The organism is Streptomyces sp. N50 (assembly GCF_033335955.1).
Lineage (GTDB): Bacteria > Actinomycetota > Actinomycetes > Streptomycetales > Streptomycetaceae > Streptomyces.
Genome location: NZ_CP137549.1, coordinates 7,052,145 through 7,066,168, shown reverse-complemented (window position 1 = coordinate 7,066,168; position 14,024 = coordinate 7,052,145). Strand labels below are relative to the sequence as shown.

The following is a 14,024-nucleotide window of genomic DNA, read 5'->3' as shown; positions in this document are numbered from 1 at the left end:
GGACCCCGCCCGGCCGCTCACCACAAGGCGCTCAGCTCTTGGTGTCCGAGGGCTCCTTGTGCCGGTCCACCGCAGGACCCCGCCGCACCGCACCCGGCGCACTCCACTCGCTCCGCTTCCGCGCCCGGTTCTTCGCCGCCTCGGAGGACTCCAGCTGGTACGGCACCGACGTCACCATCACGCCCGGCGTGAACAGCAGCCGGCCCTTCAACCTCAACGCGCTCTGGTTGTGCAGGAGATGCTCGTACCAGTGGCCGACCACGTACTCGGGGATGATCACGGACACCGCGTCCCGCGGCGACTCCTTCCGCAGCCCCTTCACGTACTCGATGATCGGCCGGGTGATCTCCCGGTACGGCGAGTCGAGGACCTTCAGCGGTACGTCGATCCCGCGCCGCTCCCACTCCTCGCGCAGTGCCTTGGTCTCCGCCGGGTCCACGTTGACGCTGAGCGCCTCCAGGGTGTCCGAGCGCATCAACTTGGCGTAGGCCAGGGCCCGAAGAGCCGGGCGGTGGATCTTGGAGATCAGGACGACCGAGTGGACGCGGGACGGGCGGAGGCTGTCGTCGCTCGGGCCCTCGGGGGCCGCGATCTCCTCGGCGACCCGGTCGTAGTGCTTACGGATCGCGGTCATCGTCGCGTAGAAGATGCACATGCCGAGCAGCGCCACCCAGGCGCCGTGCGTGAACTTCGTGACCAGGACGACGACCAGCACCAGGCCGGTGAAGAACGCGCCGAAGGTGTTGATCGCGCGCGAGCGGACCATGTGGCGGCGCTTGGCCTGGTCCTTCTCGGTGGCCAGGTGGCGGTTCCAGTGCCGGACCATGCCGGTCTGGCTCAGGGTGAACGACACGAACACGCCCACGATGTAGAGCTGGATCAGGCGGGTCGAATCCGCGCCGTAGATCGCCAGCAGCAGGGCGGCCGTGCCGGCGAGCAGCACGATGCCGTTGGAGAAGGCCAGGCGGTCGCCGCGGGTGTGCAGCTGGCGCGGGAGGTAGCGGTCCTGGGCGAGGATCGAGCCGAGCAGCGGGAAGCCGTTGTACGCCGTGTTGGCGGCCAGGAACAGGACCAGCGCGGTGGCCGCGGCCAGCACGATGAACAGGAAGCTGCCCTTGCCGAACACGGCCTCGGCGACCTGCGAGATCACCGGGTTCTGGACGTAGCCGGAGCCGATCGCGACGCCGTTGTGGATCAGGTCGGTGCCTGGGTTCTCGGCCATGCGGACCTTGGTCGTCATGGCGAGGGCGATGATCCCGCAGAACATCGTGACGGCCAGGATGCCCATCGCGGCGAGGGTGGTCGCCGCGTTCTTCGACTTGGGCTTGCGGAAGGCCGGGACGCCGTTGGAGATCGCCTCGACCCCGGTGAGCGCCGCACAGCCGGAGGAGAAGGCGCGCAGCAGCAGGAAGACCAGGGCGAAGCCCGCGAGGCCCTGGTGTTCGGCCCTGATGTGGTAGGCGGCGGTCGGCGCGCGCATGGTGTCGCCCAGGACCAGGCCTCGGAAGGCGCCCCACGCGATCATGACGAAGACGCCCGCGACGAAGACGTACGTCGGGATCGCGAACAGCGAGCCGGACTCCTTCACCCCGCGCAGGTTCATCAGCGTGAGCAGCACCACGACGGCGATCGCGCAGAGCACCTTGTGCTCGACCACGAAGGGCACCGCGGAGCCGAGGTTCTCGATGCCGGAGGCGATCGACACGGCCACGGTGAGGACGTAGTCGACGAGCAGGGCGCTGGCGACGGTGAGGCCCGCCTTGGGGCCGAGGTTGGTGGTGGCCACCTCGTAGTCGCCGCCGCCGCTGGGGTAGGCGTGCACGTTCTGCCGGTAGGAGGCGACCACCGTGAACATCAGCACCACGACCGCGACCGCGATCCAGGGGCTGAAGTGGTACGCCGACACGCCCGCGATGGAGAGGACCAGCAGCACCTCGCCGGGCGCGTACGCCACGGAGGACAGCGGGTCGGAGGCGAAGACGGGGAGTGCGATGCGCTTCGGCAGGAGCGTTTCGCCCAACCGGTCGCTGCGCAGTGCGCGCCCGATGAGGATGCGCTTGGGCACGTCGGTCAGTTTGGACACAACAGAGGATCGTAGGCCTTCGAACAGGCGATCCTCTACTTTCCGCCGCCTTACCCGCTGTCATCTGCCTCACGAGTGAAATACGGGACGAGTGGAGTCGCGGATTCCGTCAAGATCACCGACTCCGTGTCTATATGACAAAACCCCGCTCCCACCGCCTCCTGGAGGTTCCATGCCCGCGACCGCAGAGCTGATCGGCGCCCTGGCCGCCCTCGTCGGCCTCGGAATCCTCACCCTGGCCAGCGTGCGCAGCATCGGCCGCCGCTGACGCACAGGGGTGCCGTGGAGGGACCGGGCGTGTGTAGCTTGGGCCTCGGTCTGAGACCCTGATGGGGCTGAGCATTGATTTCAGGACACCGGAAGGACGGTCGTGCACATCGTCATCATGGGCTGCGGCAGAGTGGGTTCCGCTCTCGCCCAGACCCTGGAGCAACAGGGGCACACGGTCGCCGTGATCGACCAGGACCCCACCGCCTTCCGTCGGCTGGGCCCCGGCTTCGGCGGCCGCCGGGTCACCGGGGTCGGCTTCGACCAGGACACCCTGCGCGAGGCCGGCATCGAGGAGGCGGGCGCGTTCGCGGCCGTCTCCAGCGGTGACAACTCGAACATCATCTCGGCGCGCGTCGCCCGCGAGATGTTCGGCGTGGAGAACGTCGCGGCCCGGATCTACGACCCCCGCCGCGCCGAGGTCTACCAGCGTCTGGGCATCCCCACGGTCGCCACGGTCCGCTGGACCGCCGACCAGATGCTGCGCCGGCTGCTGCCCTCGGGCGCGGAGCCGCTGTGGCGGGACCCCACCGGCGGTGTCCAGCTCGCCGAGGTGCACGCCTCGGCCGCCTGGGTCGGCCAGCGGATCAGCAAGCTGCAGGAGGAGACGGGCGTCCGCGTGGCGTTCCTCACCCGGCTCGGCGAGGCGATGCTGCCCTCTTCGCAGACCGTGCTGCAGGAGGGCGACCTCGTGCACGTGATGATGCGTACGGACGAGGTCGACAAGGTCGAGGCGGCGTTCGCCAAGGGTCCCGAAGAGGAGGGCGGTCACTGATGAGGGTCGCCATTGCCGGAGCCGGCGCGGTCGGACGTTCGATCGCCGGAGAGCTCCTGGAGAACGGTCACGAGATCCTTCTCATCGACAAGGCCCCGACCGCGATCTCGGTCGAGCGGGTCCCCCAGGCGGAGTGGCTGCTGGCCGACGCCTGCGAGATCACGTCCCTGGACGAGGCGGCGCTCCAGCGCTGCAACGTCGTGATCGCCGCGACGGGCGACGACAAGGTCAACCTCGTCGTCTCCCTCCTCGCGAAGACGGAGTACGGCGTCCCGCGCGTCGTCGCCCGCGTCAACAACCCGAAGAACGAATGGCTCTTCAACGAGTCCTGGGGCGTCGACGTGGCCGTCTCCACCCCGCGTCTGATGTCGGCCCTGGTCGAGGAGGCGGTGTCGGTCGGTGACCTCGTCCGCCTGCTCCGCTTCAGCCACGGCGACGCGAACCTGGTGGAACTGACGCTGCCGGAGGAGTCGGCCCTGGCCGGCACCCAGGTGGGCGACGTGGAGTGGCCCGAGGACACGTCCTTGGTCACGATCATCCGCGGCACGCGTGTCCTGACTCCGTCCCGCGAGGACTCCCTGGAGGCGGGCGACGAGCTGCTGTTCGTGGCGGCTCAGGCGCGTGAGGAGCAGCTGGAGGATCTGCTGTCGGTGCGCCGGGAGGACGCGGCGAGCTGATCGGCGGCGATGCGACGAGGAGGGCGCCCTGGAATCTCAGGGCGCCCTTTCAGGTTCACTTCTCAGTCGCCGGTAAACGGGTGGTGGGCGGGCAAAGGCCCGGGGGTCTGGGGGCGGAGCCCCCAGGGACGCTCACCGCGACGAACGGTCACCCATCACGCCGGTGCCGTCCCGACGTGGCGTCCTGGGTCTCGCCGGAGGCCTCGGCCTCGGCGGCGGCCTTGCGGTCCTTCTCGGCCTGCTCCTCCGCCTCCATCTCCGCGAACACGTCGATCGGCGCGGGCGCCTTCGCGAGGAAGACCCAGGTCAGCCAGACGGCGAGGAGGAAGGGCGGGATCTTCAACGCGACCAGGACCCAGCCGAGTTGGGCGGTGTTGGCCCACCAGTAGAGCGGGAAGAGGATCGCGCACTTGGCGAGCAGGATCAGGCCCCAGGCCCAACTGGCCTTCGCGTAGGCCTTCTTGCGGCCGGGGTTGCGGGTCCGCCAGGAGAGGTTCTCCTTGAAGACCGGGCCCAGGATCAGGCCGATCAGCGGGACGCCCGCGAGGGTGGTGATGATGTACGCGAGCGCCAGACCCAGCGTGTAGAGCATGCCGGGGAGATAGAAGTTCTTCGCGTTGCCCGTCATCATCGCGAAGACGACACCGAAGGCGACGCCGAAGACACCGCTGAAGGCGTGCTTGACGGTGTCCCGGCTCACCAGCCGGACCACGACCAGGGCCAGCGCGACGGCCAGCGCGGCGATCGCCGACCAGTGCAGGTTCTTGTTGACCGTGAAGATGCTGACGAAGAGCAGGCCGGGCAGGACCGTTTCGATCATGCCGCGCAGTCCGCCGAACGCCTCGAAGAGGGCCGCCTCGGTCACCGCCCGGACATCCTGCTCGCTGTCTTCGGCGTCCACGGTGTCCGCGGTCGGCTTGTCGAGCGACGTCACCGGCTACTCCCGTCCGAGGGGTTTCAGTTCGTATTTGGGGTTGAAGAGCACCCGGCGGCCCCGGCTCATCGAGATCCGGCCGGACGCGATCAGCTTGCGCCCCGGTTCTATCCCCACGATGGAGCGCCTGCCGAGCCACACCACGTCCAGGGCGGCCGAACCGTCGAACAGCTCGGCCTCCAGGGCCGGAACTCCCGCCCGGGGGCGCAGCGTGACCGTGCGCAACGTACCAGTAACCGTCACGATCTGGCGGTCGTGGCAGTCGCCGATCCGGACACAGCCCTCGGTCTCGGCGTCCTCACGCAGCTCCTCCGACTCCAGGTCCTCCTGCGAGGTGGAGAGCCGGTCGAGCATGCGCCGGAACCGTCCGGCCGGCTTTTCGGAACGAGGGACAGCGCTCATATCTGAAGCGTACCGGGGTCCACTGACAGCAACGTACCCACGCCCTCAGCGCTCGAACCGGTAGCCCATACCCGGCTCCGTGATGAAGTGCTTCGGATGCGCGGGGTCCGTCTCCAGCTTGCGCCGCAGCTGCGCCATGTAGACGCGCAGATAGTTCGTCTCTGTCCCGTACGACGGCCCCCACACCTCCTGGAGCAGCTGCTTCTGGCTGACCAGCCGCCCCGTGTTGCGCACGAGCACCTCCAGCAGATGCCACTCCGTGGGGGTCAGCCGTACGTCCCGCCCGTCCCGCTGGACCTTCTTGGCGGCCAGGTCGACGGTGAACTCCTCGGTCTCGACCAGGACGTCGTCCTCGCCGCCCCCGGTGGGCTCGGCCCGGCGCACGGCGGCCCGCAGCCGGGCCAGCAGCTCGTCCATGCCGAACGGCTTGGTCACGTAGTCGTCGGCCCCCGCGTCCAGCGCCTCGACCTTCTCGTCGGAGGAGTGCCGCGCGGACAGCACCAGGATCGGCACCCGGGTCCAGCCGCGCAGCCCCCGGATCACCTCGACGCCGTCCATGTCGGGCAGCCCCAGGTCCAGGACGACCACGTCCGGGTGCTTGGAGGCGGCGAGATCGAGGGCGGTCTTGCCGTCGGCGGCCGCGTCGACCTCGTACTTCCGCGCCTTGAGGTTGATCACGAGGGCCCGCACGATCTGCGGCTCATCCTCGACCACGAGGACCCTGGTCATGAGGCCTGCCTTTCCGGTTGTACGTCGAACACGTCATGCGCGTCTTCTACGACGCCGTCCGCCGACGCGGGTTCAAAAGGCTTCGCCGCGCGGAGCGTGAGCACCATGGTGAGGCCTCCGCCGGGCGTGTCCTCGGCGTTCAGGGTGCCGTTCATCGCCTCGGTGAACCCGCGTGCCACGGCGAGACCGAGTCCTACTCCGGCGCCGCGCGGGGCGTCGCCGTAGCGCTGGAAGGGCTCGAAGATGCGGTCCTTGGCCTCGTCAGGGACTCCCGGGCCCCGGTCGACCACCCGTACCTCGACGCGGTCGGCGATGGCGCTGGCGGACACCAGGACGGTTTCGCCGGGCGGGCTGTACTTGACCGCGTTCTCGACCAGGTTGGCCACCGCGCGCTCCAGGAGCCCGGGGTCGACGGCGACCATGGGCAGCGTCTCCGGGATGTCGAGTTCGGCGCTGCCTTCGGGGACCCCGCCCAGCGCCATCGGCACGACCTCGTCGAGGTCGATCTCGCGGATGATCGGCGTGACCGTGCCGGTCTGGAGGCGGGACATGTCGAGCAGGTTGCCCACGAGGTGGTCGAGCCGGTCGGCGCCGTCCTCGATGCCCTCAAGGAGCTCGGCCTGGTCCTCCTCGGACCACGCCACGTCGTCGGAGCGCAGGGAGGAGACGGCCGCCTTGATACCGGCGAGCGGGGTCCGCAGATCGTGGCTCACGGCCGCCAGGAGGGCCGTACGGATGCGGTTGCCCTCCGCGAGCGCGCGGGCCTGGTCGGCCTCCTCCCGTAGCCGCCTGCGGTCCAGGACGACGGCTGCCTGCGCGGCGAAAGCGGCGAGGACCCGGCGGTCGGAGGCGGGCAGCACGCGGCCGGTCAGCGCGAGGGCCATGTGGTCGCCGACCGGCATGTCCACATCGCCGTCCTCGGGCCGCTCCAGCGGCGCGCCCACGCCGACCCGGCCCGCGCAGGTCCAGGGCTCCACGTCGCTCTTGCGCTCCAGCAGGGCGACGGACTCCATGCCGAAGGTCTCCCGGACGCGCTCCAGGAGGGCCTCCAGGCTGGTCTCGCCGCGCAGCACGCTGCCCGCGAGGAAGGACAGGATCTCGGACTCGGCGCGCAGTCTGGCGGCCTGCTGGGTGCGTCGCGCGGCGAGGTCCACCACGGAGGCCACGGACACGGCGACGCCGACGAAGATCGCGATGGCGACGATGTTCTTGGGGTCGGCGATCGTCAGCCGGTGCAGCGGGGGCGTGTAGTAGTAGTTCAGCAGGAACGAGCCGAGGGCCGCCGAGACCAGCGCCGGCAGCAGCCCGCCGAGCAGCGCCGCGGCCACCGTCAGCGACAGGAAGAGCAGCATGTCGTTGGCGAGGCCGAGATGGACGGCGTTCAGCAGCAGCGCGAGCCCCACCGGCCCGACCACCCCGACCAGCCACCCGGAGACGATCCGCGCCCGCCCGAGCCGCGCGCCCCGGGACACCGGCAGCCCGCGCCCCTTGGCGACCTCTTCGTGGGTGACGATGTGGACGTCCAGGTCGGGCCCCGACTCGCGGGCGACCGTGGCACCCACTCCCGGCCCGAAGACGTACTGCCAGGTCTTGCGCCGCGAGGAGCCCAGCACGATCTGCGTGGCGTTCACCCCGCGCGCGAAGTCGAGCAGCGCGGCCGGGATGTCGTCGCCGACGACGTGGTGGAAGGTGCCGCCGAGGTCCTCGGCGAGCGTGCGCTGGAGGGCGAGTTCCTTCGGAGATGCCGAGGTCAGCCCGTCACTGCGCGAGATGTAGACGGCCAGTACCTCGCCGCCGGCCCCCTTCTCGGCGAGCCGCGCGGCCCGCCGTATCAGCGTCCGCCCTTCGGGGCCGCCGGTCAGCCCTACGACGATCCGCTCGCGGGAACCCCAGATCGCCGAGACCTGATGCTCACTGCGGTACTCCTGGAGGTACTCGTCGACCCGGTCGGCCACCCACAGCAGCGCCAACTCCCGCAGGGCGGTGAGGTTTCCGGGCCGGAAGTAGTTCGAGAGGGCCGCGTCGACCTTGTCGGGCTTGTAGATGTTGCCGTGCGCCATCCGTCGCCGGAGCGCCTGGGGCGACATGTCGACGAGTTCGATCTGGTCGGCCCGGCGGACGACCTCGTCCGGCACGGTCTCCTGCTGCCGCACCCCGGTGATCGACTCGACGACGTCGCCGAGGGACTCAAGGTGCTGGATGTTGACGGTGGACACCACATCGATTCCGGCCGCAAGCAGCTCTTCGATGTCCTGCCAGCGCTTGGTGTTGCGGGAGCCCGGGATGTTGGTGTGGGCGAGTTCGTCCACCAGGGCGACGGCGGGGGCCCGGCGCAGCACCGCGTCGACGTCCATCTCGGTGAAGACGGTCCCCCGGTAGGCCAGCTCCACGCGCGGGACCTGCTCCAGGCCGTGCAGCATCACCTCGGTGCGGGCCCTGTCGTGGTGCTCCACGAAGGCGACCACGCAGTCGGTGCCCCGCTCCACCCTGCGGTGGGCCTCGGACAGCATGGCGTACGTCTTGCCGACGCCCGGTGCCGCACCGAGGTAGATCCGAAGCTTGCCGCGTCCCATGGCCCCATTGTCTTCCCGTCACACCTGTGTACGCAGCGTCGACTTTACGGCCAATAAGTCCGACAAATGGGGTGACCAGTGCGCTCGGGGACGTCTTTGACACAACCCTGATGCCCGTACGGCACCGTACGGGCATCGGGGTCCGGCGCCGTTCAGGGTGTTCAGTTGGGGTTGTCGCCGTGGGTGAGGGTCTCCCAGGCCACGAAGAGGTTGTTGCTGCCCGCCGGGCGGTTGTTCAGGGTGAGCGTCTGGGTGTTGGTCATCGCGATGCCCAGGCGGTTGTGCAGGGCGTTGTAACCGACTTCGGTGACCGGCCCGAGCCCGAGGGTCAGCGACCCGCCACAGAGCCAGCTCGGGACGGCCGTACCCAGCTGGTACTTGGCCTGGAACCCGAGCGCCTGCCGCAGTCGCTCCCCCACGTCGGTGCCGTAGAGGTCCGTGCCCTGGATCCGGCTGGTCTCGGCGACGTGCGAGATCGACGAGAGGCCGTACCCGGTGTGCGTGAAGTCGCGGCACGTCTCCTGGGTGAGCCCGGTGACGAAGGTCGACTGGCCCTGCCAGTAACTGACGATCTTCGCCGTGGTGTTGAGGTTCTGGCTCGGCACGGTCTTCGGCACGGAACCGTCCGAGGCGAGGTAGATGTACGCGGCCGTCCGCGTCCGGAAGATCGCCATGGCCTTGTCGTACGACGTCCTGTCCTCCAGGAAGACGGAGATGCCGACGGCGGCGTCCATCATCGTCAGCTCCCAGTTCCCGTTGGAATTGGAGCCGTTGATGATCTCGGGCAGGTAGACGTTGCGCAGCATGGTCGCGAAGCGGGCCGAGTTGGTCCAGGTCCCGGTGTACGTGTACTTGATGATCTCGGCGGCCTTGGGCCAGGAGGCGCCGGCCCAGCCGGTCTGCAGGGGCGCGTTGCTGTTGGTGTGGCTGGTGATCGTGGCCGACCAGGCGTCCATGATCTCGATGGCCTTCTGGGCGTAGCGCGCGTCCTTGGTGATGTACCAGGCGAGCGCGTCGGTGTAGGCCGCGATCGCGTCCTCGCGCTCGTCGGTGCAGCCGTAGTTGGGGTTGGAGTACGAGCCGCACTCGACGACGGCTCTGGGTTTCGGGGTGCGGCTCAGACTCGCGTAGGAGCTGGCCATCATCTGGTCGTAGGCGCCCTTCCAGGGCTGGGCGCCGGCGAGGACCTCGGTGCGGGCGAAGTCCAGCTGACTCCTGGAGACGTCGACTCCGGGGTGGACAAAGGTGGCGGGGGCCGCCTGAGCAGTGACGGTGGCGCCGGGCTGGGCGAAGAAGCCCAGAACCAGCGCGGTGACGACGGAGAGCAGGGCAGCGCGGCGCACGGTGACTCCGTTCTTGTATGTGAACAAAGAGCACCCTGATGAACGTGGGCGTTGAGCCGAGACCATAGGTACGGACCAATGAGCCGTCAAGAGCCCGTGCATGCCAAAGGGCCGCACCCCGGAGGGGGTACGGCCCTTTCGACACTGTTCGTTTCGTTCGCATCAGGCGGGTCCGGCAAAGTCAGCGACGGTTCGACCGCGCCCCAAAGGGGCGCGGGGAACTGCGCGACCAGCCACCACGGCGCCGCAGACAACAGATGACGCGACCCGACCCGGCCGTCACAGCGGAGCGCTCAGCGGATCTCGGTGACCTCCGGCCCGCGCTGCAGCTGGCCCATACCGCCGGAGAAGCGGGAACCCGCCTCCTCCTGCTGGACGCCCTCGGGAACCATCTGGGCGTCGTTCGGCAGCTTCAGGACGATCGGGTCGCGGGGCGCCATCGGGCCCTCGCCGCGCACGACGACCGTGTCCCGGAAGATCTGCTCCAGCAGCCCGGCCGCCTGCGGCTGCACCGCGCCCTGCCCGGAGATCACCCCGCGCAGGAACCAGCGCGAACCGTCCACGCCGACGAACCGCACGACCTGGAAACCGCCCGTGCCGTCCGGCAGTTGCACCGGAACCTGCGCGCGCAGCTCCCAGCCCAGCGGCCCCTCGACCTCGTCGACGATGCCGCCCTGCTGGGTGATGCCGCTGGCGATCTCCTCGCGGACCTCACCCCAGATGCCCTCGCGCTTGGGCGCGGCGAAGGCCTGCAACTGGATGGCACTGTCCTTGAGGACCACGGTGGCGGCGACGATCGCGTCGCCCGCGACCTCGACCCGCAGCTCCATGCCGTCGACTCCCGGCACGAACAGACCGCCCAGGTCCACCCGGCCCTCGGCGGGGTCGCCGATCTCCGAGTCGTCCCAGGGTCCGTCGGGGCGGGGCTCCGGCTCGAGCTTCACGCGCTCGACCGACTCGTCCGCCTCAGTGTCGACGTCGTCGACGACCTGCTCGGCCTCGCTCGCCGCGTCCTCGGCGGCAGTGCCCTTCTTGCGACGTCCGAACACGTCACTGTCCTTCCCGGTCGGATACGACCGAAGCGTATCGATTCCCACCCGTGGTGCCGCCCACGGCGGCGTGACCGCCGGTGGACCCGAAGCCCCCCTCGGCCCGCGCCGATTCGGGAAGCTCCGCGACCTCCTGGAAGCGGACCCTCTCGACCTGCTGGACGACAAGCTGGGCGATCCGGTCGAAGCGCTCGAACCGAACCGACTCGTACGGGTCGAGATTCACCACGATCACCTTGATCTCCCCACGGTACCCGGCATCAACCGTCCCCGGGGCATTCACCAGGGCAACACCGCAGCGGGCGGCGAGCCCCGAACGAGGGTGCACGAAGGCCGCGTACCCCTCAGGGAGAGCGATAGACACCCCCGTGGGCAGTACGGCCCGTTCACCCGGCTTCAGTTCCCGGCTCTCGGTGGTCCGCAGATCGGCTCCCGCGTCACCGGGATGCTCGTACGACGGAAGCGGTACGTCCGGGTCGACGCGGCGGATCGACACGTCCAGAGAACTACGGCTCACGGGTTCACCTCGAAGGCACGGGTACGCCGGACCTGGTCCGGGTCGTCCATGGCGGCCCGGATCTCCTGCGGGCGGCCGTTGTCGATGAAGTGGTCGACCTTCACCTCGACGAAGAGGGCGTCGGCACGCACGGCCACGGGCCCGTCGGGAGCGCCGATGCGTCCGGTGGCGGTCGAGTAGATCTTCCGGCCGGCCACGGCCGTCACCTCGGCCTCCAGGTACAGCACGGTGTCCACGGGCACCGGCCGGACGAAGTCGGTCTCCAGGCGCCCGGTCACGGCGATCGTCCGCAGCAGCCAGTTCAGCGAGCCGAGGGTCTCGTCCAGCGCGCTGGCGAGCACCCCGCCGTGCGCCAGGCCCGGGGCACCCTGGTGGGCGGCCCGCACGGTGAACTCGGCGGTGATGGTCACGCCTTCGCCGGCTCGCGCCGCGAGATGCAGTCCGTGAGGCTGCTCGCCGCCACACCCGAAACACTGTTCGTAGTGCGCACCGAGCAGCTCTCCCGGCGCGGGCGCGTCAGGGTGCCGCACCGGTTTCACGGCGTCGGACGGAGGCTTAAGAGCTGGAGAAGTACCACTCACAGCCGCAGACCTTACCCGCGCGTCGGCACCTTCCGGACACCGTGCCAAGCTTGGCTCCATGCAGCTTTCCGCCTCCCCCTACGACGAGCGCCTCACCGCCCCCCGTTCGTGGTGGTTCATCTCGTTCCTGGTCGGCGTCTCCTTCGCCCTGATCCTGCTGCCCTTCGGCACCCTGCCGCTCCTCGGCGGCCTGGTCGGCGGCACCGCGGTCGCATCCGTGATGGCCAGCTCCTACGGCTCGCTCCGCATCCGGATCGTGGGCGACCAGCTGATCGCGGGCGAGGCGAAGATCCCGGTGACGGCCCTGGGCGAGGCGGAGATCCTGGACCCGGAGGAGGCCCGCGCCTGGCGGACCTACAAGGCCGACACCCGCGCCTTCCTGCTGCTGCGCTCATACATCCCGAGGGCACTGCGCGTCGAGGTCACCGACCCGGACGACCCGACGCCGTACCTGTATCTGTCGACCCGGGAGCCGGAGCGGCTGGCGGAGGCCCTGAAGACGGCCCGCGCGGCAGCCGTCTAGGACCTTTCAGCGACCGAGTTCCTTAGGGATCTCACCCATCCGGAGCGGGTCCGGCGGGGCCTCCAGGGGCGGCAGTTCGGGCAGCGCATCCCACGGGACCTGGGCCTTGCGCAGGTCCTTGCGGATGCGCTCGGCGAGTTTCCTGGTGTCCCGGCGGTTCATGACCGCTCCGACGGCGGCGCCGACCATGAAGGGCATCAGGTTCGGCAGGTCGCGGACCATGCGTTTCATGATCTGCTGGCGCAGCTCGCGCTTCATGTGGCCGTTCAGCGCGGCGCTCATGGTCGACGGTTTGGTCACGTCGATACCGCGCTCCCCGGACCAGGAGTTCAGATACGTGGTGCTGCGCTGTCGGAGGTCGCCGGGCGGACGGGCGCCGTAGACCTCGTAGAGCTCGGCGATCAGCTTCAGCTCGATCGCGGCGACGCCGGTGATCTCGGCGGCGAGTTCGGTGGGCATGGCGGGCGGCACAGGCAGCATCGCCGCGGCACCGATGCCCGCGCCCACCGTGGACGTCGCGTTGGCCGCGCCCGCCACCAGTTTGTCGGCGAGCTGTTCGGGGCCGAGGCCCGGGAACTGCCGCCGAAGCGCCTGAAGGTCCCGTACGGGGATCCGCGGGGCGATGTCGATGATCCGGTCGGCGAGGTACGCCAGACCGGCCCTGGCCCGGCTGCCGCCCTTACGGACGCCTTCCTTGGCCTTGTCCCGGATCACCGCCGCCCGTCGTTTCGCGACGGGGGCGGCTGCGGGAACGTCCGCCGGCACCGGGAGGTCAGCCCGGTCGGCCGCCGGTTCGAGCGAGGCTGATCCAGTGTCGGATGAGCCCCGCTCGTCGTCACGCGCGCCATGAGGGCCGTCTGTCGGCCCTTCGTCCGCTCCCGGCCTGCGGGAGCGGCGCTTCCAGGGTGGGGTCGAGCCAGTCACGGCCGACCCCTCCTCAGTCGCAGTCGCGGCAGATCGGCTGGCCGTTCTTCTCGCGGGCCAGCTGGCTGCGGTGGTGCACCAGGAAGCAGCTCATGCAAGTGAACTCGTCCTGCTGCTTGGGCAGCACCCGGACGGCCAGCTCTTCGTTCGAGAGGTCCGCTCCGGGCAGCTCGAGGCCCTCGGCGGCCTCGAATTCGTCGACGTCCACTGCGGAAGTCGACTTGTCGTTCCTACGCGCCTTGAGTTCCTCAAGGCTGTCCGAGTCGACGTCGTCGTCGGTCTTGCGTGGGGTGTCGTAATCCGTTGCCATGTCGCGCTCTCCCCCTCTGGGTGTCTGCGGTGTCTCCAGCGCACGTAACGCGTGAGAGGCCGGACTTGTGCCCGACCTGAGGCGGAGATTTTGCCTCACATCAAGGTCTGTTACTCAATCGACACCCAACCGGACCCCTCAAGAGTGATCGGCTTGGATGGCGAAGGGGACCGTACACGGTCCTTGTGCCGCTCTTCAAAGGCACCTCATCGTGTACTTCCCGTGATCAAGACCCCCGAAAACCCGGATTTTCCCGGCTTTCCGACAGGGTGCATGATCACGGAGAGTAGATGGCCTGAAAATCGCGCTTGTGATCGATCACACACGGGGCTGCCGG

At 69.4% G+C, this 14,024-nt stretch carries 14 protein-coding genes; 3 read left to right on the top strand and 11 right to left on the bottom strand.

Annotation, left to right across the window (positions count from 1 at the left end):
- Positions 1 to 31: 31 nt before the first annotated feature.
- Positions 32 to 2,083, bottom strand: a complete 2,052-nt coding sequence (locus R2B38_RS31875) for an APC family permease (protein WP_318019286.1) — start codon at positions 2,081 to 2,083, stop codon at positions 32 to 34.
- A 370-nt stretch (positions 2,084 to 2,453) separates the two neighbouring features.
- Here R2B38_RS31875 and R2B38_RS31870 point away from each other — a divergent pair, with 370 nt between their 5' ends.
- Together R2B38_RS31870 and R2B38_RS31865 are read left to right on the top strand one after the other, a co-directional pair.
- Positions 2,454 to 3,125, top strand: coding sequence for a potassium channel family protein (locus tag R2B38_RS31870; protein ID WP_033283949.1), 672 nt, complete (start codon positions 2,454 to 2,456; stop codon positions 3,123 to 3,125).
- Positions 3,125 to 3,802, top strand: a complete 678-nt coding sequence (locus R2B38_RS31865; RefSeq protein ID WP_019061074.1) for a potassium channel family protein — start codon at positions 3,125 to 3,127, stop codon at positions 3,800 to 3,802. The genes R2B38_RS31870 and R2B38_RS31865 overlap by 1 nt, the downstream gene beginning before the upstream one ends.
- Positions 3,803 to 3,950: 148 nt before the next feature.
- Here R2B38_RS31865 and R2B38_RS31860 read toward each other — a convergent pair whose 3' ends face one another.
- The 8 genes from R2B38_RS31860 to R2B38_RS31825 form a co-directional block, all read right to left on the bottom strand.
- Entirely contained in the window at positions 3,951 to 4,736 is a 786-nt protein-coding gene (locus R2B38_RS31860) for a DUF3159 domain-containing protein (protein WP_318019285.1), read from the bottom strand.
- A gap of 3 nt (positions 4,737 to 4,739) precedes the next feature.
- Positions 4,740 to 5,138, bottom strand: coding sequence for an OB-fold nucleic acid binding domain-containing protein (locus R2B38_RS31855; RefSeq protein WP_078652621.1), 399 nt, complete (start codon positions 5,136 to 5,138; stop codon positions 4,740 to 4,742).
- A 45-nt stretch (positions 5,139 to 5,183) separates the two neighbouring features.
- Positions 5,184 to 5,867 carry a response regulator gene (locus tag R2B38_RS31850; protein WP_033283951.1) on the bottom strand — a complete coding sequence of 228 codons (684 nt, stop codon included), beginning with the start codon at positions 5,865 to 5,867 and terminating at the stop codon, positions 5,184 to 5,186.
- Positions 5,864 to 8,440 carry a sensor histidine kinase KdpD gene (locus R2B38_RS31845; protein ID WP_318019284.1) on the bottom strand — a complete coding sequence of 859 codons (2,577 nt, stop codon included), beginning with the start codon at positions 8,438 to 8,440 and terminating at the stop codon, positions 5,864 to 5,866. Before R2B38_RS31845 ends, R2B38_RS31850 begins: the two co-directional genes overlap by 4 nt.
- 161 nt (positions 8,441 to 8,601) lie before the next feature.
- Positions 8,602 to 9,783 (bottom strand): alginate lyase family protein, encoded by a 1,182-nt coding sequence (locus R2B38_RS31840; RefSeq protein WP_318019283.1) that lies wholly within the window; start codon positions 9,781 to 9,783, stop codon positions 8,602 to 8,604.
- 293 nt (positions 9,784 to 10,076) lie between these two features.
- Complete coding sequence (locus R2B38_RS31835; protein WP_033283953.1) at positions 10,077 to 10,832, bottom strand: DUF3710 domain-containing protein; 756 nt, start codon at positions 10,830 to 10,832, stop codon at positions 10,077 to 10,079.
- Between the two features lies 1 nt (position 10,833).
- On the bottom strand, positions 10,834 to 11,349 hold the full coding sequence (gene dut / locus R2B38_RS31830; RefSeq protein ID WP_033283954.1) for a dUTP diphosphatase: 516 nt from the start codon (positions 11,347 to 11,349) through the stop codon (positions 10,834 to 10,836).
- The gene (locus R2B38_RS31825) at positions 11,346 to 11,930 is read right to left on the bottom strand and encodes a PaaI family thioesterase (RefSeq protein ID WP_318019282.1); all 585 of its coding nucleotides are present in this window, start codon (positions 11,928 to 11,930) and stop codon (positions 11,346 to 11,348) included. The genes dut and R2B38_RS31825 overlap by 4 nt, the downstream gene beginning before the upstream one ends.
- Before the next feature lie 58 nt (positions 11,931 to 11,988).
- On the opposite strand from R2B38_RS31825, the gene R2B38_RS31820 reads away from it, so the two are divergent.
- Positions 11,989 to 12,453 carry a DUF3093 domain-containing protein gene (locus tag R2B38_RS31820; RefSeq protein ID WP_033283956.1) on the top strand — a complete coding sequence of 155 codons (465 nt, stop codon included), beginning with the start codon at positions 11,989 to 11,991 and terminating at the stop codon, positions 12,451 to 12,453.
- A gap of 6 nt (positions 12,454 to 12,459) precedes the next feature.
- On the opposite strand, the gene R2B38_RS31815 is transcribed toward R2B38_RS31820, so the two are convergent.
- Together R2B38_RS31815 and R2B38_RS31810 are read right to left on the bottom strand one after the other, a co-directional pair.
- Positions 12,460 to 13,377 (bottom strand): hypothetical protein, encoded by a 918-nt coding sequence (locus R2B38_RS31815; protein WP_318019281.1) that lies wholly within the window; start codon positions 13,375 to 13,377, stop codon positions 12,460 to 12,462.
- Positions 13,378 to 13,390: 13 nt separating this feature from the next.
- Positions 13,391 to 13,687, bottom strand: coding sequence for a DUF4193 domain-containing protein (locus tag R2B38_RS31810; protein ID WP_005481602.1), 297 nt, complete (start codon positions 13,685 to 13,687; stop codon positions 13,391 to 13,393).
- Between the last annotated feature and the right edge of the window lie 337 nt (positions 13,688 to 14,024).